The sequence below is a fragment of the Hartmannibacter diazotrophicus genome (assembly GCF_900231165.1).
GTDB lineage: Bacteria > Pseudomonadota > Alphaproteobacteria > Rhizobiales > Pleomorphomonadaceae > Hartmannibacter > Hartmannibacter diazotrophicus.
In genome coordinates this window covers 4,301,253-4,322,397 of sequence record NZ_LT960614.1, presented here as the reverse complement: position 1 = coordinate 4,322,397, position 21,145 = coordinate 4,301,253, and the positions used below count along the sequence as shown (strand labels likewise).

Sequence of the window (21,145 nt, the reverse complement as noted above, 5' to 3'; positions counted from 1 at the left end):
ATCGGATCACAGCATCGCGGTATAGGTGCTCAGCTTCGACATCTCCGGCACGACGATCATCCGGTTGACCTTGCCGGCCTTGAAGGCCTTCAGGAAGGCCTGATAGTCCTTGAAGCTGAGGCAGCCGTTGGACTGGCCGGACTTTCCAAGCATGTAGGTATGCGCCAGGAAGCCGTCGCGATTATACTTGTTGACCCCGTCGTGGGGCAGCAGGCGGACGGCCTCCACGCCATGGAACAGCGACTCGCGCATGACCAGCTTGTAGACGTTGGGGACCGTCGGCCCCTTGTTCTTCTGCTTCACAAAACTCGGGTCGTCCATCATGGACCCGAGACCGGAATGAGCCTCCAGCCTGCTGCCGTCGGGCATGTAGACCGTCGCCGTCGAGATATCGTAGACGGCGGTGCGGTTGCCGATCTCAGCCATGTCCGGGCCACGCGGACCGCCTGAAAAGAGGCGGCCGATGGAGCCGAAAATGCCCTTGCTGCGGGCCGGCGCTTCCTCATCCTTGGCATAGGCGATGGCATAGGGGCTGGTGCGCCCGCCGAGCGGCTTGTCCTCGGGGGGCTCCGGCTGGCGGCCCCGAAGGGGAACCGTCTCCGGCATGCTGGCTGCGGCGGACGGGGCCGCGCTGTCCGGCGCGGGCGGAGCCTCGTTCTCGGGTGCGGGCTCTTCCAGCCGCGCCACTTCGATGGGCCGCGTCGTCGGCAGCGGGATCGGAGCGGAGGGCAGTCGGCTGGCGGTTTCGTCCTCGGGAACGGCAACAAGTCCGTCCGGTGCCGCGTCGCCGTCCTGTTCCAGCGAGGCGAGGACGATCGGGGCCGATGGCTCGTTCGATGCGTCGCCCAGAGCGATCTCCATCGCGACGGCGGCGTTGCTGCCGGCTGCCTGCGCATTCGCCGCCATGGCCACGTCCGTGGAGGGCGCGAGCTGGTCCGCGGAGCGTTCCTCCAGCGCCGGACCGCCGGAGCGGCTGGCGACGACCGTCTGACCGAAGCTGGACCAGGCCGCCTCGAAGGCCTTCACCTCCTTGACGGGCTCGGCCGGGATTTCCGCAGGCAGGTTCGGGGCGAGCAGATCGGTCTTGCTGGCGCGGGTGTCGTTCAGGGCAAACAGAGTCGGACGGGCTTGAGGCGCGCGCTGGGCCTGCTGCACCAGGAGCGCCGGCTCCAACATCCGCGTTCCGTGCCTGTCGGCGTTCGCGGCACGATCGGCGAGATGGTAGGCGGCAAGTCCGCCGGCAAGGGACAGCAAAGCCGTGCCCGCGAGCGCCAGCGCAGCGATGCTCGCACCGACCGTTGCCCCACGGGAGGCGCGTGTCCAGGTTCTCGCAGGGCGCCCGCGCGTCGAAGCCGGCACCGCGCCGTAGAAGTCTATTGCCGTCAAGTTCTTGACCCTAACCGGCGGTCGTCCTGGCCACCGTGTGACTGTCGTCAGAAGCCATCGCTCGGGTCCATCCCCGTTTCAAACACATGGCTCGACTAACCTCGAAATCCGGCAGACTTTTGGCATCCCAGAAGAAGTAGGAGGCGGCGCCGAATTCTTGAGGAAGGATCAACGAAGTTGGTAACCAACTCCTTTACAGAACGTCCGGGCCGCAACTTGTGAAGTCCTGTGCGGGAGCAAGGATCGCTTGAGGGCTGCAATTTTCTCCGCAAAATGCTATCAGGGCCGCCTTTATGGATGGAAGCCGACCGAACTGACGGCGGCGGAGTGACGTGCGATGCTGGACAGGACCAAGACGGACGGGGATGTGGCGGCCATTATGGCAGAGATCGGCGAGCGGGCGGGCAAGGCCGCGCGGCGCCTTGCCATTGCGTCGCCGCAGGAAAAGACCGCCGCTCTGAAGGCGATGGCTTCGGCCGTTCGCGCCTCCACCCCGGCGATCCTTGCGGCCAACGCGGGTGACGTCGCCGCCATGCATGAGGCCGGCCGGATCGACTCCTTCCTCGATCGCGGCACACTCAACGAGGCCCGCGTCGAGGCCATTGCAGCGGCGTTGGAAGACATCGCCGCTCTTCCCGATCCTGTCGGCCGGGTGCTGGCCGCCTGGGACCGGCCGAACGGGCTCAAGATCGAGCGGGTGGCAACGCCGCTCGGCGTTATCGGCATCATCTTCGAAAGCCGCCCGAACGTGACGGCGGATGCAGGCGGTCTGGCCCTCAAGGCCGGCAATGCCTCGATCCTGCGCTGCGGCTCGGACACTTTCGAGACCTCGTCGGCGATCCACAATGCGCTGGTCGAGGGGCTTGAGGCGGCGGGCCTTCCGGCCGACGCGATCCAGCTCGTGCCGACCCGCGACAGGGCGGCCGTGGGCGAGATGCTCGCTGGGCTCAATGGCCATATCGATGTGATCGTGCCGCGTGGCGGCAAGAGCCTTGTCGCGCGTGTCCAGTCCGAGGCGCGGGTGCCGGTCTTCGCGCATCTGGAAGGCATCTGCCACGTCTATCTCGACGCCGAGGCTAATCCGGAAATGGCGAAAGCCATCGTCCTCAACGCCAAGCTTCGGCGCACGGGCATCTGCGGGGCCGCCGAAACGCTGCTCGTCGAGCGCTCTTTCGCCAAGGCGCATCTTGCCGGCATCCTGAAGGCTCTTGCCGAGGAAGGCTGCGAGATCCGGGGGGATGCGGAGACGCGGGCGATCTATCTGGCGGCGAAGGTCGCCAGCGAAGAGGATTGGCGCACGGAGTATCTCGACAAGATCCTCGCCGTGCGGGTCGTCGACGGGGTCGATGCGGCCATCGAGCATATCGAGACCTTCGGCTCGCACCATACCGAAGCGATCATCACCGACGATGCCGAAACGGCCATGCGGTTCATGAACAGCATCGACTCGGCGATCGTCATGTGGAACGCCTCGACGCAATTCGCCGACGGCGGCGAATTCGGCATGGGCGGCGAGATCGGCATTGCCACCGGCAAGATGCACGCGCGCGGGCCTGTCGGCGCCGAGCAGCTCACGAGTTTCAAGTATCGCGTGACGGGGACGGGTCAGGTTCGCACCTGACCTTCCGCTTCGGGGGCTCATGCAGCGTCTTCCACCGACCGTAGCGGGGATGGCCGTGGGATTGTTCGGAGGATCCTTCGATCCGCCGCATCTCGGCCATCGTCTTGCGAGCCTGATGGCCATGCGCCGGGCGCGGCTCGACCGGGTCTGGTGGCTGGTCACACCCGGCAATCCCCTGAAGGACACCGGCCGCCTGCCGTCCATGGCCGAGCGCATGGACAATGCGCGCCAACTGGCACGCCACCCGCGCATGATCGTCACCGACTTGGAGGCGCGGCTTCGCACGCGCTACACGATCGACCTGATCCGCCGGCTGACGCGGATGAGGCCGAATGTGCGCTTTGTTCTCGTCATCGGCGCCGACAACTGGGCGACGATCCATCGCTGGGGCGACTGGCGGGAAATCGTCGAAACGGTGCCGGTGGTGGTGGTCGACCGGCCGGGCGCCAGCCTGAAGGCACTGAATTCGCCGGCGGCGCGCACCTTCGCGCGTTACCGGATCGATGCCAGCGATGCGGCGTGCATCGCTTCCCTGAAGCCGCCGGCCTGGGTCTTTCTGACCGGCCGGCGATCGCCGCTGTCCTCGACCGAACTGCGGCGGAACCGTCGGGACACCCGGACCGGGACAGAGAGCCCGGCGGCTGAATCGGCAGTCTGACTTGAAAAATTCATCGTCCGGGCGCACATTCGAAGTCGCCTGTCCCTGTTGTCAGGCAGGGAGGGATGGGGCTTTCCGGCAAGCGGCGCCCCGTGGAATCACCGAAGGGAGGTTAATCCCCTGAATATGTTGCACATGTCCGAAGGCGCGAGTTCAGTCGCGCCGGTTTCATCGGTTGCCATGACCGATGCGGACCCTTCAGCGGCCCTTGCCGCTGTCCTCGCGAGCCTGGAAAACAGCAAGGCCGAGGATATCGTCGCTCTCGACATCACCGCGAAAACACCGGTTGCCGACTTTATGGTCGTGGCGTCCGGCCGTTCTCACCGACATGTCGCGGCGATCGCCGAACATCTCCTGAAAGACCTCAAGGATGCCGGTCTCGGCAATGCCTCCGTCGAGGGCCAGACGGCCTGCGACTGGGTGCTGATCGACGCCGGCGACGTGATTGTGCATGTCTTTCGGCCGGAAGTCCGTACCTTCTACAATCTGGAGAAGATGTGGGCGGACCCGGACTCAGGCCGACGGGTCGGCTGATCGGCGAGCGTAACCGGGGCGAAGTATGCGTGTGACCATTCATGCGGTGGGCCGGCTGAAGGCCGGTCCGGAGCGTGAACTCGTTGCGCGCTATCTGGATCGTGCGGACAAGGCGGGGCGGGCCGTCGGCCTCTCGCCGGTCGGCGTGCGCGAACTGACCGAAAGCCGGGCCTCGAGTGCTGCCGCCCGCAAGGCCGAGGAGGCCGAGGCGCTTCTTGCCGGCGTGCAGGGCAAGTCACTCCTGGTCGTGCTGGACGAGCGGGGCGAGACGCCCACCAGCGACAAATTCTGCACGCTTCTGTCGGAGGCCCGCGATGGCGGGCGTGCTGGCGTCGACATCTTCATCGGCGGAGCGGATGGCCATGGCGATGCCTTGCTCCAGCGCGCCGAGAGAACCATCGCTCTCGGCCACATGACCTGGCCGCACCAGATTGTGCGAATTCTGATCGCAGAACAGATCTACCGTAGCGTGACGATGCTCTCAGGTCATCCCTATCATCGGGCCTGAAGGCCTGGAGCCACGATGCGGCAAGCCGTTTGCGGACGACCGCGGAGTTGGACCGGATAAGGTCGCGATCCTGCCGGTTTTGCTCGAAGCGGACTGATGCCAGGCTTCAATGCGAGCCGAAATGTGTCCCGGCCATGATCTTGCCCTGATGCTGAGGCATGGGCACGCATGAGGATGCAATGCTTCCGGACCGGCGGGCCGGAAGAACTGGTTAACGAATTCTGACTAGACTGTTTCCTTCCCGAGCGGACATTGAACTGACTTCGCCCGAAACCGGGCGAATGCGCGGATGTTGAGGACAAGCCTGTTGGCGGTCATAAGGTTGCGCTTGTTTCAAGACACGCGGCTGAAGCGTCCGGCCGGGCGACGGGTAGCGCTGACCCTTTTTTCCGCATGTCCTTCGTTGCCGATTCTGGTCCGGGACGGGATTTATCGCGGCCGGACGTCTGTCCAGCGGATGTTGCCCGGTTTCCGGCTGGCCGCAGTGCTCCTGTTGTCTGCCGCCCTTGCGACATCGGGCGGGCACGCCCAGACGACCGGCGGGTCACCTTCGGCCGCGGGGCGATCGGACCTTGGAGCCGGACAGGCGGAGGCAGGCGACAAGCGCGGCGACATTGCCGATCAGCACAATTCATCGCAGGCCGAGCTTGAGTCCATCTCCAATTCGATCCAGCTTTCCAAGGAGCGCCAGGACGCGCTGGAAACCGAGATCGCGGGAATCGAAAAGGACCGCGCCGCCCTGACGGACAAGCTGGTGACCACGGCGGCCCGCATCCAGACGCTCGAAGGCGAACTGGAGGACAGCGAGCAGCGGCTTCAGCGGCTCGACCGCAATGCCGCCGATATCCGCAAGAGCCTCGACGCGCGGCGCGGCGTTCTCATCGACGTGCTGGGCGCGCTGCAGCGGATCGGCCGGCGGCCGCCGCCGGCGGTCGTGGTGCGGCCGGAAGATGCGCTCGGCGCGGTGCGCTCGGCGATTGCCTTCGGCGCCGTTCTGCCTGAACTTCGTGTCGAGGCCGAGGCCCTTGCCTCCGATCTTGCGGCGCTCATCAGCGTGCGGAACGAGGTCGAGGCGGAGCGCAAGCGCCTTGAGACCGACCGTGTCGCGATGGCCGAGGACCGCAAGCGCGTGCAGTTGCTGGTCGAGGAAAAGCGCAAGCTCAGCGAAAAATCGGAGCAGAATCTTGCCGAGGAACGGCAGCGAGCCGAGGAACTGAGCAAGAGAGCGAAGACTCTCGAAGATTTGATCGCAAGCCTTGGCAAGCAGCTTGACGCGGCAAAGCAGCGCCAGCAGACCGGCCGAACCGACACCGGAATGGGGCGGCTCAGGCCCGCCATTGCCTTCGGGGACGCCAAAGGCACGCTGCGTATTCCGGTCCGGGGTGTTGAAATTGAAGGATATGGCGCCGATACGGGCTTTGGAACCCTGTCCTCCGGCGTTTCGATCGCGACGCGCGCGGGGGCCAGCGTCACCTCGCCCTGCGACGCGTGGATTGTCTATGCCGGGACCTTTCGCTCCTACGGGCGACTCTTGATCCTCGATGCAGGAGATGGATATCATATAGTCATAGCAGGCATGGAGAGCATCGACGTCCAGCTCGGGCAGTTCGTGCTCACAGGCGAGCCCTTGGGCTCCATGGGAGAGACGCGTCTTGTCAGCGCGACGGCGCCGGACGCAAGTTCAACACAACCTGTTCTTTATGTGGAGTTCCGAAAGGACGACACTGCAATTGACCCGTCACCCTGGTGGGTGGCCTCTGAAGACCGGAAGGTTCGCGGATGATGAAGAAAGTATCACTGCTGGCGACGGGTGCCCTGATCGGCGCGGTCGTCGCCGTTGGTGTGGGCAAGGCGGACCTTTCGTCCATCGGCATCGCAAATGCCGCGGCGCCCGACACCTACCGTCAGTTGGCGCTGTTCGGCGATGTGTTCGAACGCATTCGCGCTGACTATGTGGAGGTGCCCGACGAGCAGAAGCTGATCGAGGCCGCCGTCAACGGCATGCTGACCTCGCTCGATCCGCATTCCAGCTACATGAACCCGAAGAGCTTCGAGGACATGCAGGTCCAGACGAAGGGCGAGTTCGGCGGTCTGGGCATCGAGGTCACGATGCAGGACGGCGTGGTGAAGGTCGTCACCCCCATCGATGATACCCCCGCCGCGAAGGCAGGCATTCTCTCCGGCGATCTGATCGTCGCGCTCGACGGCGAGCAGGTGCAGGGCATGACCTTGCAGCAGGCGGTCGAAAAGATGCGCGGGCCGGTCAATTCGCCGATCACCCTGACCGTGGTCCGCGAGGGGGCGTCCAAGTCCCTGGAGATCACCGTCAAGCGTGACGTGATCCGGATCCAGTCGGTCCGCTCGCGCGAGGAGGACGATGTCGGCTACATCCGAATCACCCAGTTCACCGAGCAGACCTATGACGGGCTGAAGGCCGCCATCGAGAAGATCGAGAAGGACATCCCGAAGGACAAGCTCAAGGGCTTCATCATTGACCTTCGCAACAATCCGGGCGGCCTGCTCGACCAGGCCATCGCCGTCTCCGACACGTTCCTCGACAAGGGCGAGATCGTGTCGACGCGCGGGCGCCACGAGGACGAGACCCGCCGCTACAGTGCCCGCTCCGGCGACATGACGGGCGGTAAGCCGGTCATCGTCCTGACCAACGGCGGATCGGCCTCGGCCTCGGAGATCGTCGCAGGCGCGCTTCAGGATCATCGCCGCGCGACGATCCTCGGCACGCGGTCCTTCGGCAAGGGCTCGGTCCAGACGATCATCCCGCTTGGCGAAAACGGTGCGATCCGCCTGACCACGGCGCGCTACTACACGCCGTCGGGCACGTCGATCCAGGCCAAGGGCATCACGCCCGACATCGAGGTCAAGCAGGAGCTGCCGGACGATCTGAAGGGCCAGGTCGAGACCAAGGGCGAGGCAAGCCTGCCGGGCCATCTTTCGTCGCAGGACGGCACGGAAGAGACCGGCTCGGGCGCCTATGTGCCGCCGGATGCAAAGGACGACAAGCAGCTCAACACGGCGCTTGATCTTCTGCGCGGCCTGCAGGCGAACAGCGCCTTCCCGCCGAAGGGCGACACGCCGGTTCCGAACTGAGCCCTGTGCCGATGAGACCGCCCTTCCGAGGGTGTTGAAGCGATGGCCGGGCTCAAGCCCGGCCATTTTCGCAAGTGGGGTCATCAGCCCCTCCGGCCCGGACACGGCTGGACAGTCCTCCAGCACCGCCGGTCGCGGCGGCCGGGCCGAAATTACGGTTAACGATTTCCTAAGAGGGATGGTGCTCTAGATATCGAAACCGATGTTCAGCAATTCCGTTCGCAGGCCCGCGTCTTGCCATGAATGACCTTTCAGCGCCGCTTGGACTGAAGCTGCCCAAGGCAGTGCGCAGGAGAGTCCCCTATCTCGCCCTGTCGCTGAGCCTGATCTTCATCGCGCTGGCGGGGGCGTCCATCTGGGTCTTTGCCATCGACGATCCGCTCGGCGGCGAACCGCAAGCCGTCGTGCGTATCGAGCGCGGCGAGGACGCGCAAAGCTCCGAACGCGTCGCGGTCGTCGGCGTCAAGTCCGGAGCCGGCGAACGGCTGCCGCCGGTGAGCCGCGATGCGCCGCTGCCGACGACCGGCGAGGGCAATGCGGATGTCGCCGACGTCACGCTGCCTGGCGCGATGCCGGGCGCAATGTCTGGCGATGCGAGCGACATGGCGTCCTCCGAGACAAAGGGGGAGATGCCGGTGCAGGGATTGCCGGCTCTCGTCGAGGCATCCTCGGTTGGCGCGCTGCCGCGGGTCGGCGCCAATGGCGTGCGGCCGGTCGACGCCTATGCCCGGCCGGTGCCGCCCATCATCGGTGCATCGCCCAAGGTCGCGATCGTCATCGGCGGTCTCGGCCTCAGCCAGACGGGAACGCACGAGGCTCTGAACGAACTGCCGCCGGAGATCACACTGGCCTTCGCGCCCTATGGCAACAGTCTCGATCTCTGGCAACGGCGGGCGCGGCAGGACGGTCATGAACTGCTGCTGCAAATCCCGCTGGAGCCGTTCGATTTTCCCGACAACGATCCTGGCCCCCATACGCTGCTGACGGATAATTCCGCTGACCGGAATCTGGAGCGGCTGCACTGGCTGATGGCGCGCATCTCGGCCTATGTCGGTGTGATGAACTACATGGGCGCGCGGTTCACCGCCAACCAGATCGCGTTCGAACCGGTCCTCCAGGACCTTGCCAAGCGGGGGCTGCTCTATTTCGACGATGCCTCGTCGTCGCGCAGCAAGGCCAGGGAAATCGCCGGCCAGGTGGGAACGCCCTTTGTCCTTGCCGATCTCATCATCGATTCCGAACCTTCCGACGCCAGCGTCGACACGCGTCTCGTTCAGCTTGAGGAGATCGCCCGGACACGGGGAATCGCGATCGGCTATGCTTCGGCGCTGCCGGTCACCATCGCGCGAATCAAGGACTGGGCCAGCGGACTGGAAAATCGCGGAATCACTCTCGTTCCTCTCACGGCCGCGCTGAAGCGGCCGGGGGGCTGATCGGTTAGAAGGCAGATCAATGGCGTTCCTCAATGAGCTTCCGTATCGTCCCTGTGTCGGCATCCTGCTGCTCAACAAGGACGGCAAGGTCTGGATCGGACAGCGCCGGGGCGAGGGCGCGGCAAAGGCCGCCAAGGCGAACAAGGAAGCGCCGGCCTATTCCTGGCAGATGCCGCAGGGCGGCATCGATCCGGGCGAGGCGCCGTTCGATGCGGCGGTTCGGGAGCTCTATGAGGAAACGAATGTCCGCAGCGTCGAGCTGATCGCCGAAGCACCGGACTGGTTCGCCTACGACCTGCCCATGGAGAGCGGAAAAGCCTGGAGAGGCCGATACCGCGGGCAGACGCAGAAGTGGTTCGCCTTCCGCTTCAAGGGCAAGGAAAGCGAGATTGACATCCACAACCCGGCCGGCGGCGCGCACAAGCCGGAATTCCGCGACTGGCGCTGGGAGCGGATCGACGCTCTGCCGGGCCTGATCGTTCCCTTCAAGCGCCCGGTCTACGAGCAGGTGGTGACGGCTTTCCAGCATCTGGCCGTTCCGGCGTGAGTGTCCGGCTGCCGGCGGCCGAGACACCGCCCGACCCGGCCGAGCGCGAGCCGCTTTCGGCCGATCTGCCTTACCGGCCGAATGTCGGCATCTGCCTCTTCAATGCGGCCGGTCTCGTCTTCGCTGGACGGGCCTTTCCGAACCTCTTCGGCTGGCCGGATCCGGAAGTCTTCGCTCCTGGGCTCGACTGGGCGATGCCGCAGGGCGGGATCGACGCGGGCGAGGACATCGTCGAGGCTGCGCGGCGCGAGCTTCACGAGGAGACCGGCGTCGTCTCGGCGGACTTCCTCGCCGTTACCGACGACTGGTGGACCTACGATTTTCCGGCGCGGGGGGCATCCGTCCACAAGCTTTATCCGTTTCGCGGTCAGCGTCAGCGCTGGGCTGCCTTCCGCTTCATGGGCGACGAGCGCGAGATCACGGTGCTTGCCGAGCACACGGACGAGCCGGCGGAATTTCTCGAATGGGGCTGGCGGCCGCTTGCCGGCATGCCGCTGATCTGTCCGCTTCACCGCCGCGGGATCTATGAACGGGTCGTGGCTGCTTTCGGCTCCATGACCTGATCGGCGACGCGCCCCATCATTTCCTGCGCCGGCTGATGATTTCTGCACCGGATTGATCCGGCGACCTGTTCCCAAGCTTCGCTGCAATGCACTATGCTGTGCCTGACTGGCTCCCGATCTCTGGAGCCGGCTGTCTTTCCTTTCTCCTTTTTGCCGGACCGCTTCGTGTCTCTTCCCGATCTCGATCACACCGTCTTTCTGCGCCGGACCTTCGACATTGCCGCCAAAGCCGCCGAGGAGGGGAGCCACCCCTTCGGCGCGATCGTCGTCGGCGCTGACGGCACCATTCTCCTGGAACAGGGCAACGCCTACCTTCCGGACCATGACATGACCGGCCATGCGGAGCGGGTCATCGCCACACGCGCCTCGAAGGCCTATCGTCCCGAGGAACTCGCCGGTGCGACGCTCTATTCCTCGGCCGAGCCCTGCGCCATGTGCGCGGGCGCTGCCTATTGGGCCGGGATCGGGCGCATCGTCTACGGGCTCTCGGAGGCACGGCTGAAGACGATCACCGGCAACCATCCCGAAAACCCGACGCTGGACATGCCCTGCCGGGAGGTGCTCGCGACTGGCCAACGGACGGTCGAGGTCGTCGGGCCGATGCTCGAGGACGAGGCCGCCGAGATGCACCTGACCTTCTGGGCATCGCGCGCATGACACCATCGATCGAGACCAGCGGCGCGGCCATTGTCTTCAATGGGCAGGCCGGGAGGGACTATACGCCCGCGATGGAGGCGATCCTGAGCGATGCCACCTTCCAGGCGGCGCGCTCGGCGATCACGTCATGGCCCGGCTATGCGCCGACACCGCTTGTCTTCATGCCGAAGCTGGCGCATGCCCTCGGCGTCGGATCCATCGCCTACAAGGACGAGAGCGGCCGCTTCGGGCTCGGCAGCTTCAAGGCGCTTGGCGGAGCCTATGCCGTCATGCGGCTGCTGATGAAGCGGATTGCGGACGAGACGGGGCAAACGCCGGAGATGGCGGACCTTTTCGAGGGGCGCTTTTCCGAGATCGCAGACACCCTGACGGTGACCTGCGCGACAGACGGCAATCACGGCCGATCCGTTGCCTGGGGCGCGAAGCTCTTCGGCTGCCGCTGCGTCATCTTCATCCACAAGGATGTCAGCGAGGGGCGCAAGGCCGCCATTGAGGCCTTCGGAGCCCGCGTCGTGCGCTCCGCCGGCAACTATGACGACAGTGTGCGCGAGGCCCAGGAGACCGCGACGCGCGAGGGCTGGTTCGTTGTCTCCGATACCTCCTATCCCGGTTATCGCGACGTTCCGGCGAATGTCATGCAGGGCTACGAGATGATGGCCTTCGAGGCGCTTGCCCAGATGGACGACCTGCCGACCCATCTGATCCTGCAGACGGGCGTCGGCGGCATGGCGGCGGCTGTCGCCGCCCACGTCTGGCGCCGGACGGCCCCCCACCGCCCCAAGGTGATCCTGGCCGATCCAGAGGCCGCGGCCTGCTGGTACGAGACCATCGCCGCCGGGCATCCGGTTACCGTCGGCGGGGACCTCGACACCCTCATGGCCGGGCTAGCCTGCGGCGAGGTTTCCGAGCTTGCCTACGACATCCTGAAAACGGGCGCCGACGTGGTCGTGCGGTTGCCGGACCGGGCCGCGATCGATGCGATGAAGGTCCTGGCGGAAGGCGCCTGCGGCGACAAACCGGTGGTCGCCGGGGAATCCGCCGTAGCCGGCATCGCTGCGCTTGCAGCCCTGATGGAAGACACCGAGGCCGCGGCCCGGCTGGAGCTTGGACCGAGGTCGCGCGTCCTTGTCTTCGGCACGGAAGGTGATACCGACCCGGCGGTCTATGCACGCCTTGCCGGGCGCACGGGCGACGAGGTGCGCGCCGCGGCCACCGCCTGGGAGAAACGGCAATGAGCAACACAGGTACGGATCGCAAGTTCATTGCCGCCAGCGCCCAGCTCGGGCCCATCGCCTGTGACGAGCCGCGCTCTTCGGTCGTCGGGCGCATGCTGGCATTGCTGGATGAGGCGAAGGCGCGCGGGGTGAGCTTCGTCGTCTTTCCCGAGCTGGCGCTCACGACCTTCTTTCCGCGCTGGTTCTTTGGCAACGACGCCGATCTCGACGTCTTTTACGAGAGGGCAATGCCCAACGCCGACGTCGCGCCGCTGTTCGAGGCGGCGAAGGCGGCGGGAATCGGCTTCCATCTGGGCTATGCGGAACTGGCCGAGGAAGAGGGCAGGGCGGTGCGCTACAACACCGCGATCCTCGTCGACCGCGAAGGGAAGATCGCGCTCAAATACCGCAAGATTCATTTGCCGGGCCATCGCGAGCACGAGCCCGAACGGCCGTTCCAGCATCTGGAAAAGCGCTATTTCACGCGCGGCAATCTCGGCTTTCCCGTTGCCGATGTGGATGGCGGACGCTACGGCACGCTCATCTGCAACGACCGGCGCTGGCCGGAGGCTTTTCGCATGCTGGGCCTTCAGGGCGCCGAACTCGTCGCCGTCGGCTACAACACGCCGCAGCACTATCCGCCGGCGCCGGAGCACGACCACCTGCAGGACTTTCACAATCACCTCAGCCTTCAGGCCGGCGCCTACCAGAACGGCACCTATGTCATCGGCAGCGCCAAGGCCGGGTTCGAGGAGGGCTGCGAGCTCATCGGCGGAAGCTGCATCGTCGCGCCGACTGGCGAGATTGTGGCGCTGGCGGCGACACGCGGCGATGAACTCGTGACCGCGCCCATCAACCTCGACCGGTGCCGCGAGATCAAGGCCAATATCTTCAATTTCGCGCTTCACCGCGAGCCGGACACCTATGGTTTGCTGACGGCACCGAAGGACGCATAAGAGCGTGCTATGATGGGGTTGGCGGGATTGGCGGGCAAGAGCGTCACGCGGTCCGGAGCGGGGCATGTCCGTGACCGATCTGGCCCGGCTTCAAGGACGTCGAGCGGGACGCAGGCCGGAACATTCGAAGCCTTGATGTGTTGATTGTACAATTCTGTCGAACAACCTTGCCCATGATCGGCTGACCGGAGCGGGACACTGAGCAATCTGTCCTTCATACTGGCGAACCTCACCCGCCGCCTCTGGCTGAGGGCTGCCCTGTTCTCCGTGCTCTCTGTCGCGACGACCATCTTTGCCTTCGCCATCGATCCGCTGGTCGCGCATTACCTGTCGCTGCAAATCCCGCGCGCTGCGACGGAGACCATGCTCAACATTCTCGCCAGCAGCATGCTGGCGGTGACGACCTTCTCGCTGAGCACGATGATCTCGGGATTCTCGGCGGCGACCAGCAACGTGACGCCCAGGGCGACCCCCCTTGTGACCGAGGACCGGACCGCCCAGAACGCCATTTCGATCTTTCTCGGCTCGTTTCTTTTTGGCGTGACCAGCCTCGTTCTGATGAATCTCGGCGTCTTCGGCGAAAAGGGCAGCTTCGCGCTCTTCGTCGTCACGGTCGTCATCATGCTCTGGATCGTGGTGACATTCCTGCACTGGATGGATCATCTGGCCGCGCTCGTCCGCGTAGACGTGACAACGGCGAGGGTGGAACGGGCCTGCCTGGACGCCTTTGCCAAATGGCTGAAACACCCGCATTTCGGGGGACGACCGACCGAGGAGTGGGAGCCGGCCCAGGGATTTGCGGTCACCGGCGCGGCCCAGGGCTACGTCCAGCATGTCGACGTCGGCATCATCGAAGCCGTGGCGGCGCGCAATGACACCGTGATCCGTCTGATCGTCGTGCCGGGAAGCTATGTGCATTCGCGGATGATGGTGATGGAAAGCCGCGATGCTCTCGACGACGGGGAGATGGAGCGTCTCGTCGAGGCGCTGACGATCGCCGACAGGCGGCATTTTTCCAATGATCCGCGCTTCGGTATGATCGTTCTTGCCGAAGTGGCGTCGAGAGCCCTGTCGCCCGCCATCAACGATCCGGGCACGGCGATCGCGGCGCTGGCGGCCGGCACGCGCCTTCTGGCGAACTGGATCGAGGTTTCGAGCGAGAAGGTGACGAGCGAGCCGCTGCATCCGCATGTCTACGCGCCGGGGCTCAATGCGGACGATCTTTTCGACGATCTTATCCGGCCCATCGCGCGCGACGGGGCCGGGCTGCTGGAAGTCGCGATCCGCCTCCAAAAGATGCTGGGTGTCCTGGCTCTCGCCGGCGACGGCGCCCATGCGGCGCTGGCTCGCAAGCATGCCGATGCGGCATTGGAACGGAGCCTCGAGGCCCTGTCGCTTCCCGAGGACAAGGCCCTGCTTCAGGAGGTTGCCCGCGACGCCGTGCCGAAAACGGTGCCGTGAGCGTGGGTGATCCAGTCTGTCCACCGCAGTGACTTTTGAAGCTCTGCGGACCGCGACAAGGCCCTCATGAGGCCGCCCGTCTGTTTCAGGCGTCGACGTGTCGTTGCGCGATGATCAGGTGGCCCGGGGACGGCTGGCCATTCTCCATGCGGACATTGATGTCCGTCAGGGAGAGGATCTCAAATCCTGCCTTTGAGAGTTCGCCGCGGACATAAGGTTCTGCGTGCAGGAAGCGCTGGCTCGGGCCGACCCTGTAGCCTTCGGCGCCAATGTCTTCGGCCTGTCGTGTCTCCGAGGAAAAGGCCAGGAGACCGCCGGGTTTCAGATTTGCCGCAGCACCTGCAAAGAGCGGCGCAAGGTCTCCGACATACGGCAGCACGTCGGCGGCGACGATCAGGTCGAAGGTGCCTTCGTCATTGCTTCCAAGATAGTCGACGCATTCGGCGACATAGAGCGTGTCGTAGAGTTCTTTATCGTAGGCGACGCCGACCATGGCTTCGGAGAGGTCGATGCCGACGAATTCGCCGCTGGTCATGTCGCGCAGGGCGGTGCCGACAAGCCCCGTGCCGCAGCCGAGATCGAGCACGGTCCCGAAGGCGGTCAGGTTCAGCGTCTGCAACTGCTGGCGGATGAGAAGCGGCACGCAATAGCCGAGTTGCTCGACGAGAATATCCTCGAAGGCCTCGGCGTGCTGATCGAAGAGCGTCTCGACATAGGCATCGGGCGCCTTGAGTGGCGTTTCGCCCCTGCCCATGGCCGCCAGCCGAACGGCGGCACCGCCATGATCGGCCGGATCGAGGGCGAGCACGTCGGCGTAGGCCTTGGCGGCGGCCTCGACATCGCCGGATTTTTCCAGCGCGAGCGCGCGGTTGTAGGCCTCGGCGAGAGCGTCCGTTTTCGATTTTCCCGATTTCTTCGCCATGTCTTCCGGGTCCGGTCATCTGTCAGGAACGAAAAAGGCCCCGGAGAACCGGGGCCTTCGGAAAGCATGCATGTCTCGCGGACGATCAGGCCGCCTTGAGGGCGTTGGCCAGATCCTTCATCTGGGCGAGACGCATCTCCGCCGCCTGGCGAGCCATTTCCGTCGCGGCATCGGCGACGTCTTCCTCGGCGTTCTTCACTTCCTGGGCGATCTCGTCGGCCTTGAGGTCCGACAGGGCGATCGCCTTTTCGGCAAGGACCGTCAGGCCGGCAGCCGATACCTCGGCAAGACCGCCGCGCACAAAGAACTTCTGGATCGAACCGCCCGGCAGCGTGATCACGGCAACACCGGGACGCAGCGTCGAGATAAAGGGCGAGTGGCCTTCCAGAATGCCGAAGTCACCGTCGGTGCCCGGCAGATCGACCTGCAGCGCCTCTTCGGAGAGCAGCAGGCGCTCGGGGCTCACCAGTTCGAATTTGAAAGGACCGGCCATCGTCGGCTCCCACTAGAAGGCTTGAAACTTTGAGCAATACGGGCCGGTGGTTTTGCCGCCGGCCCGCGTTGATTCGATCGATCCGATCAGGCCGCCTTGGCGGCGAGCTTCTCGGCCTTCTCGACCGCCTGCTCGATGGTGCCGACCATGTAGAAGGCGGCTTCCGGCAGGTGGTCGTACTTGCCCTCGCAAAGGCCCTTGAAGCCCTTGATGGTGTCTTCGAGCTTGACCTGCACGCCCGGCGAGCCGGTGAAGACTTCGGCGACGTCGAAGGGCTGCGACAGGAAGCGCTCGATCTTGCGGGCGCGGGCGACGGTGAGCTTGTCCTCTTCGGAGAGCTCGTCCATGCCGAGGATCGCGATGATGTCCTGCAGCGACTTGTACTTCTGCAGGATCTGCTGCACCTGGCGGGCGACGTTGTAGTGCTCCTCGCCGACGATGCGCGGGTCGAGCATGCGCGAGGTCGAGTCGAGCGGGTCCACCGCCGGGTAGATGCCCTTTTCGGCGATCGAGCGGTTCAGGGTCGTCGTCGCGTCGAGGTGGGCAAACGAGGTGGCCGGAGCCGGGTCGGTCAAGTCGTCGGCCGGCACGTAAATCGCCTGGATCGAGGTGATCGAACCCTTGGTCGTCGACGTGATGCGCTCCTGCAGGGCGCCCATGTCGGTGGCGAGCGTCGGCTGGTAGCCCACCGCCGAAGGAATACGGCCGAGAAGCGCCGACATTTCCGAACCCGCCTGGGTGAAGCGGAAGATGTTGTCGACGAAGAAGAGCACGTCCTGGCCCTTGTCACGGAAATGCTCGGCGATGGTCAGGCCCGAAAGCGCGACGCGGGCGCGGGCGCCCGGGGGCTCGTTCATCTGGCCGTAGACGAGGGCGCACTTGGAACCGGCGGCGGAGCCGTTGTTCTCGTGCGGGTCCTTGTTCACGCCCGACTCGATCATCTCGTGATAGAGGTCGTTGCCCTCGCGGGTGCGCTCGCCGACGCCGGCGAACACCGAGTAGCCGCCGTGCACCTTGGCGATGTTGTTGATCAGCTCCTGGATGAGCACGGTCTTGCCGACGCCCGCACCGCCGAAGAGGCCGATCTTGCCGCCCCTGGCGTAGGGAGCCAGAAGGTCGACGACCTTGATGCCGGTGACGAGGATCTGGGCCTCGGTCGACTGGTCGACGTAGGACGGGGCTTCCTGGTGGATCGAGCGAAGCTCCTCGGCCTCGACCGGGCCGCATTCGTCCACCGGCTCGCCGATGACGTTGAGGATACGGCCAAGGCAGCCGTCGCCGACCGGCACGCGGATCGGAGCACCGGTGTCGGTGACTTCGTGGCCGCGGACCAGACCGTCGGTGGTGTCCATGGCGATGGTGCGGACGATGTTCTCGCCAAGGTGCTGAGCGACCTCCAGAACAAGGCGGATGTTGCCGTTCTGGGTCTCCAGCGCGTTCATGATAGGCGGCAACTGGTCGTCGAACTTCACGTCGACGACAGCACCCGTGATCTGAAAGATCTTACCGACATTCGCCATCCGTTTGCCCTCGTCACTTTCTGTTTTGCCAGAGGCTGGGCCCGGTTCGGTCCGTCGGCACCAGCTGTTGTTTCACGATCAGAGCGCTTCGGCGCCCGAAATGATCTCGATCAGTTCCTTGGTGATCATGGCCTGGCGGGTACGGTTGTACTCCAGCGAGAGCCGGTTGATCATGTCGCCCGCGTTGCGGGTCGCGTTGTCCATGGCGCTCATGCGAGCGCCCTGCTCGGAGGCCGCATTCTCCAGAAGACCGGTGAAGATCTGCATGGCGATCGCGCGCGGAAGCAGGTCCTCCAGAATTTCGGCCTCGCCGGGCTCGTATTCGTAGAGCGCGCCAGCGGCGTTCTCGTCGCGCTCGGGGAACTGGGCCGGGATCAACTGCGTCGCCGTCGGGATCTGCGCGATGACCGACTGGAAGCGCGAGAAGAACAGCGTGCAGACATCGAATTCGCCTGCGTTGAAGAGCTGCATGACCTTGGTCTGCACGCTCGACGCATGATCGAAGCCGATCGACTTGACGCCGCGGAACTCGATGCGGTCGATGATCAGCTTGCCATAGTCGCGGCGCAGGGCATCGGCGCCCTTCTTGCCCACGGCGAGAATCTTGACCGTCTTGCCATCGGCCAGAAGCCGGCGGATATGCTCGCGGGCAAGGCGGACGATCTGGGCATTGAAGCCGCCGCACAGGCCGCGTTCGGCCGTGCACACGACAAGCAGATGCGTTTCGGACTTGCCGTTGCCGACCAGCAGCAGCGGAGCACCGTCTCGCCCGGCAACGCCGGCGGCGAGGTTTTCCAGCACCGTCGACATGCGGGTCGCATAGGGACGCGCGGCCTCGGCGGCCTCCTGGGCACGGCGAAGCTTCGCGGCGGCGACCATCTGCATCGCCTTCGTGATCTTCTGCGTCGCCTTCACCGAGGCGATGCGGTTCTTCAGTTCCTTGAGGCTCGCCATCCCCAGTCCTCTTGCCTTGGTGGTCACCCGGCCATCTTCGGCCTCTGGCGCCCGCCAGAAAGGGTCTTTCGTTCAGGGCTTCGGCATGTTGCGGCAAACCGCACCATGCCTCTTGCCGTCCGTTGCCGGCCGATCGACCGGAAGGCGGGTTCGGCCTGCGTCAAGCACGCCGCCCGCCTTACCGGTCAGTCTCAGGCGAAGGACTTGGCGAAGCTGTCGATCGCCGCCTTCAGCTTGCCCCTGAGGTCATCGGACAGAGCCTTCTCGTTCCAGATGCCGTCGAGGATGTCCTTGTGCTTGTCGCGCAGGAAGCGCAGCAGGCCTTCCTCGAAGGAACGGACGCTGGAGACAGGGATGCTGTCGAGATAGCCGTTGACGCCGGCGAAGATGACCGCGACCTGCTCTTCCGTCTTCAGCGGCGAGAACTGCGGCTGCTTCAGGAGTTCCACGAGGCGGGCGCCGCGGTTCAGCAGCTTCTGCGTCGCGGCGTCCAGATCGGAGCCGAACTGGGCGAAGGCGGCCATTTCGCGATACTGGGCAAGCTCGCCCTTGATCGAGCCGGCAACCTGCTTCATCGCCTTGATCTGGGCGGCCGAGCCGACGCGCGACACGGAGAGACCGACGTTCACCGCCGGGCGGATGCCCTGGAAGAAGAGGTCCGTCTCAAGGAAGATCTGGCCGTCGGTGATCGAGATCACGTTGGTCGGGATATAGGCCGACACGTCGTTCGCCTGCGTCTCGATGACGGGCAGGGCGGTCAGCGAACCGAGGCCATTGTCCTCGTTGAGCTTGGCCGCGCGCTCCAGCAGACGGGAGTGCAGGAAGAAGACGTCGCCCGGATAGGCTTCGCGGCCCGGCGGACGGCGCAGCAGCAGCGACATCTGGCGGTAGGCGACGGCCTGCTTGCTGAGGTCGTCATAGGCGATGACCGCGTGCATCTTGTTGTCGCGGAAATATTCGCCCATGGCGCAGCCCGCGAAGGGAGCGATGAACTGCAGCGGAGCCGGATCGGACGCGGTGGCCGCGACGACGATCGAATACTGCAGAGCGCCGGCTTCCTCGAGCGACTTCACGAACTGGGCAACCGTCGAGCGCTTCTGACCGATGGCGACGTAGACGCAGTAGAGCTTCTGGCTCTCGTCGTCGCCCATGTTCAGGGGCTTCTGGTTGAGGAAGGTGTCGAGTATGATCGCGGTCTTGCCGGTCTGGCGGTCGCCGATGACGAGCTCGCGCTGGCCGCGGCCAACCGGGATCATGGCGTCGATGGCCTTGATGCCCGTGGACATCGGCTCATGAACCGACTTGCGCGGGATGATGCCCGGCGCCTTCACGTCGACGCGGCGGCGCTCGGTGTATTCGATCGGGCCCTTGCCGTCGATCGGGTTGCCGAGGCCGTCGACCACGCGGCCGAGAAGGCCCTTGCCGACCGGAACGTCCACGATCGAGCCGGTGCGCTTGACCGTGTCGCCTTCCTTGATTTCGCGGTCGGAGCCGAAAATAACGACACCGACGTTGTCCGATTCCAGGTTGAGCGCCATGCCCTGAATACCGCCCGGGAACTCGACCATCTCGCCCGCTTGGACGTTGTCGAGACCATAAACACGAGCGATACCGTCACCGACGGACAATACCTGGCCGACCTCAGAGACTTCGGCTTCCTGGCCGAAGTTCTTGATCTGCTCCTTGAGGATTGCGGAAATTTCCGCGGCCCGAATATCCATCAGCCGACCTCTTTCAGTGCGATCTTGAGCGCGTTGAGCTTCGTTTTAAGCGAATTGTCGATCATCCGGCTGCCCATGCGGACAATCAGACCGCCGATCAGCGAGGGATCGACACTCGCGTTGATGATCACCTGCTTGCCGGCCATCGCCGACAGGGTGTCCTTGAGTTCCGCGACCTGCACGTCGTTGAGCGGCGTCGCGGAAACCACGTCCGCCGTGATCTCGCCGCGGTGGGCGGCAAGCAGGGCGCGGTATCCCTTGAAAATTCCTTCGATGGCGAAGAGGCGGCGGTTGCGTGCGGCAAGCTTGACGATGTTGCCGACGAGGCCGCCGAGACCGGCACGATCCAGGATGGCGGTGATCGCCTTCAACTGGTCATCGGCCGAGAAAACCGGGGAGAGAACAAGACGCTTCAGGTCGTCGCTCTCCTTGAGGAGAGCCTCGAAACTGGCGATGTCGCCCGACACCTGGTCAAGGGCGCCAGCTTCCAGGGCGAGGTCGAACAGGGCGGTCGCGTAGCGCTCGGCTACACCAGATACGGCGTCTGCGGTCTCGCTCACGGGAAACGATGCCTCTCCTGATCCTCACTCAGTTTCCTTGGGTGAACCCAAGAATCTGAAATGATTGATGGTTTTAATCATGAATATGGCAGGGGCCGTGCGCCCCCGCCACGAATTCGGCTTCGTCTAGCATAAGGGGAGGGGTCTGGCAACATGGCCCTATGACTCGAAAATCGCGGGTTTCAGCCTTTGACCTGGGGTTGTTCCGTGCATGGTTAAGAATCGGGCCGAAAGTCGGAGGCGGGCGGGCCGCACAATACTGGCTTCGGCCGCCGTTCGAGCGCCGAGCCCGTGCGTTTTACGTCGCCGCGGCGACGCCTCTGCGATGA

Annotated in this window: 20 protein-coding genes; 13 read left to right on the top strand and 7 right to left on the bottom strand. The window is 64.9% G+C overall.

Features of this window, described 5'->3' with window-relative positions:
- Positions 1-6 precede the first annotated feature (6 nt).
- The gene (locus tag HDIA_RS20110; protein ID WP_245884001.1) at positions 7-1,386 is read right to left on the bottom strand and encodes a DUF2778 domain-containing protein; all 1,380 of its coding nucleotides are present in this window, start codon (positions 1,384-1,386) and stop codon (positions 7-9) included.
- A 337-nt stretch (positions 1,387-1,723) separates the two neighbouring features.
- Here HDIA_RS20110 and HDIA_RS20105 point away from each other — a divergent pair, with 337 nt between their 5' ends.
- The 13 genes from HDIA_RS20105 to HDIA_RS20045 all read left to right on the top strand — a co-directional run bounded on the left by HDIA_RS20105 (position 1,724) and on the right by HDIA_RS20045 (position 14,646).
- Positions 1,724-3,007, top strand: a complete 1,284-nt coding sequence (locus HDIA_RS20105) for a glutamate-5-semialdehyde dehydrogenase (RefSeq protein ID WP_099557776.1) — start codon at positions 1,724-1,726, stop codon at positions 3,005-3,007.
- 19 nt (positions 3,008-3,026) lie between these two features.
- Positions 3,027-3,665, top strand: coding sequence for a nicotinate-nucleotide adenylyltransferase (locus HDIA_RS20100; RefSeq protein WP_099557775.1), 639 nt, complete (start codon positions 3,027-3,029; stop codon positions 3,663-3,665).
- A 180-nt stretch (positions 3,666-3,845) separates the two neighbouring features.
- Complete coding sequence (rsfS, locus tag HDIA_RS20095) at positions 3,846-4,199, top strand: ribosome silencing factor (RefSeq protein WP_245883998.1); 354 nt, start codon at positions 3,846-3,848, stop codon at positions 4,197-4,199.
- Positions 4,200-4,224: 25 nt separating this feature from the next.
- Positions 4,225-4,707, top strand: a complete 483-nt coding sequence (gene rlmH / locus HDIA_RS20090; protein WP_099557773.1) for a 23S rRNA (pseudouridine(1915)-N(3))-methyltransferase RlmH — start codon at positions 4,225-4,227, stop codon at positions 4,705-4,707.
- Positions 4,708-5,200: 493 nt separating this feature from the next.
- On the top strand, positions 5,201-6,490 hold the full coding sequence (locus tag HDIA_RS20085) for a murein hydrolase activator EnvC family protein (RefSeq protein WP_157775750.1): 1,290 nt from the start codon (positions 5,201-5,203) through the stop codon (positions 6,488-6,490).
- Complete coding sequence (locus HDIA_RS20080; protein WP_173796267.1) at positions 6,487-7,815, top strand: S41 family peptidase; 1,329 nt, start codon at positions 6,487-6,489, stop codon at positions 7,813-7,815. The genes HDIA_RS20085 and HDIA_RS20080 overlap by 4 nt, the downstream gene beginning before the upstream one ends.
- A gap of 239 nt (positions 7,816-8,054) precedes the next feature.
- Complete coding sequence (locus HDIA_RS20075) at positions 8,055-9,248, top strand: divergent polysaccharide deacetylase family protein (RefSeq protein ID WP_099557771.1); 1,194 nt, start codon at positions 8,055-8,057, stop codon at positions 9,246-9,248.
- 19 nt (positions 9,249-9,267) lie between these two features.
- On the top strand, positions 9,268-9,795 hold the full coding sequence (locus HDIA_RS20070; RefSeq protein WP_099557770.1) for an RNA pyrophosphohydrolase: 528 nt from the start codon (positions 9,268-9,270) through the stop codon (positions 9,793-9,795).
- The gene (locus HDIA_RS20065; RefSeq protein ID WP_245883996.1) at positions 9,792-10,358 is read left to right on the top strand and encodes an RNA pyrophosphohydrolase; all 567 of its coding nucleotides are present in this window, start codon (positions 9,792-9,794) and stop codon (positions 10,356-10,358) included. The genes HDIA_RS20070 and HDIA_RS20065 overlap by 4 nt, the downstream gene beginning before the upstream one ends.
- 165 nt (positions 10,359-10,523) lie before the next feature.
- Positions 10,524-11,015 carry a nucleoside deaminase gene (locus tag HDIA_RS20060; protein ID WP_245883994.1) on the top strand — a complete coding sequence of 164 codons (492 nt, stop codon included), beginning with the start codon at positions 10,524-10,526 and terminating at the stop codon, positions 11,013-11,015.
- Entirely contained in the window at positions 11,012-12,250 is a 1,239-nt protein-coding gene (locus tag HDIA_RS20055; protein WP_099557768.1) for a diaminopropionate ammonia-lyase, read from the top strand. Before HDIA_RS20060 ends, HDIA_RS20055 begins: the two co-directional genes overlap by 4 nt.
- The gene (locus tag HDIA_RS20050) at positions 12,247-13,185 is read left to right on the top strand and encodes an N-carbamoyl-D-amino-acid hydrolase (RefSeq protein WP_099557767.1); all 939 of its coding nucleotides are present in this window, start codon (positions 12,247-12,249) and stop codon (positions 13,183-13,185) included. Before HDIA_RS20055 ends, HDIA_RS20050 begins: the two co-directional genes overlap by 4 nt.
- Positions 13,186-13,383: 198 nt before the next feature.
- Positions 13,384-14,646 (top strand): DUF2254 family protein, encoded by a 1,263-nt coding sequence (locus tag HDIA_RS20045; protein ID WP_099557766.1) that lies wholly within the window; start codon positions 13,384-13,386, stop codon positions 14,644-14,646.
- An 85-nt stretch (positions 14,647-14,731) separates the two neighbouring features.
- Here HDIA_RS20045 and HDIA_RS20040 read toward each other — a convergent pair whose 3' ends face one another.
- The 6 genes from HDIA_RS20040 to HDIA_RS20015 all read right to left on the bottom strand — a co-directional run bounded on the left by HDIA_RS20040 (position 14,732) and on the right by HDIA_RS20015 (position 20,816).
- Complete coding sequence (locus HDIA_RS20040; RefSeq protein ID WP_099557765.1) at positions 14,732-15,568, bottom strand: class I SAM-dependent DNA methyltransferase; 837 nt, start codon at positions 15,566-15,568, stop codon at positions 14,732-14,734.
- 85 nt (positions 15,569-15,653) lie between these two features.
- On the bottom strand, positions 15,654-16,061 hold the full coding sequence (locus HDIA_RS20035; RefSeq protein ID WP_099557764.1) for a F0F1 ATP synthase subunit epsilon: 408 nt from the start codon (positions 16,059-16,061) through the stop codon (positions 15,654-15,656).
- An 86-nt stretch (positions 16,062-16,147) separates the two neighbouring features.
- Positions 16,148-17,581 carry a F0F1 ATP synthase subunit beta gene (gene atpD / locus HDIA_RS20030; protein WP_099557763.1) on the bottom strand — a complete coding sequence of 478 codons (1,434 nt, stop codon included), beginning with the start codon at positions 17,579-17,581 and terminating at the stop codon, positions 16,148-16,150.
- Between the two features lie 78 nt (positions 17,582-17,659).
- A complete protein-coding gene (locus tag HDIA_RS20025) occupies positions 17,660-18,535 on the bottom strand; it encodes a F0F1 ATP synthase subunit gamma (protein WP_099557762.1) in 876 nt (291 codons plus the stop codon).
- A gap of 191 nt (positions 18,536-18,726) precedes the next feature.
- The gene (gene atpA / locus HDIA_RS20020) at positions 18,727-20,256 is read right to left on the bottom strand and encodes a F0F1 ATP synthase subunit alpha (protein ID WP_099557761.1); all 1,530 of its coding nucleotides are present in this window, start codon (positions 20,254-20,256) and stop codon (positions 18,727-18,729) included.
- Positions 20,256-20,816, bottom strand: coding sequence for a F0F1 ATP synthase subunit delta (locus HDIA_RS20015; protein WP_099557760.1), 561 nt, complete (start codon positions 20,814-20,816; stop codon positions 20,256-20,258). Before HDIA_RS20015 ends, atpA begins: the two co-directional genes overlap by 1 nt.
- Between the last annotated feature and the right edge of the window lie 329 nt (positions 20,817-21,145).

What these genes read in the sequence shown, in the direction of transcription:
- HDIA_RS20105 (WP_099557776.1), top strand. Translation starts at nt 1,724, where the DNA reads ATGCTGGACAGGACCAAGACGGACGGGGATGTGGCGGCCATTATGGCA.
- HDIA_RS20100 (WP_099557775.1), top strand. Translation starts at nt 3,027, where the DNA reads ATGCAGCGTCTTCCACCGACCGTAGCGGGGATGGCCGTGGGATTGTTC.
- rsfS (WP_245883998.1), top strand. Translation starts at nt 3,846, where the DNA reads ATGACCGATGCGGACCCTTCAGCGGCCCTTGCCGCTGTCCTCGCGAGC.
- rlmH (WP_099557773.1), top strand. Translation starts at nt 4,225, where the DNA reads ATGCGTGTGACCATTCATGCGGTGGGCCGGCTGAAGGCCGGTCCGGAG.
- HDIA_RS20080 (WP_173796267.1), top strand. Translation starts at nt 6,487, where the DNA reads ATGATGAAGAAAGTATCACTGCTGGCGACGGGTGCCCTGATCGGCGCG.
- HDIA_RS20075 (WP_099557771.1), top strand. Translation starts at nt 8,055, where the DNA reads ATGAATGACCTTTCAGCGCCGCTTGGACTGAAGCTGCCCAAGGCAGTG.
- HDIA_RS20070 (WP_099557770.1), top strand. Translation starts at nt 9,268, where the DNA reads ATGGCGTTCCTCAATGAGCTTCCGTATCGTCCCTGTGTCGGCATCCTG.
- HDIA_RS20055 (WP_099557768.1), top strand. Translation starts at nt 11,012, where the DNA reads ATGACACCATCGATCGAGACCAGCGGCGCGGCCATTGTCTTCAATGGG.
- HDIA_RS20050 (WP_099557767.1), top strand. Translation starts at nt 12,247, where the DNA reads ATGAGCAACACAGGTACGGATCGCAAGTTCATTGCCGCCAGCGCCCAG.
- HDIA_RS20040 (WP_099557765.1), bottom strand. Translation starts at nt 15,568, where the DNA reads ATGGCGAAGAAATCGGGAAAATCGAAAACGGACGCTCTCGCCGAGGCC.
- HDIA_RS20035 (WP_099557764.1), bottom strand. Translation starts at nt 16,061, where the DNA reads ATGGCCGGTCCTTTCAAATTCGAACTGGTGAGCCCCGAGCGCCTGCTG.
- atpD (WP_099557763.1), bottom strand. Translation starts at nt 17,581, where the DNA reads ATGGCGAATGTCGGTAAGATCTTTCAGATCACGGGTGCTGTCGTCGAC.
- HDIA_RS20025 (WP_099557762.1), bottom strand. Translation starts at nt 18,535, where the DNA reads ATGGCGAGCCTCAAGGAACTGAAGAACCGCATCGCCTCGGTGAAGGCG.
- atpA (WP_099557761.1), bottom strand. Translation starts at nt 20,256, where the DNA reads ATGGATATTCGGGCCGCGGAAATTTCCGCAATCCTCAAGGAGCAGATC.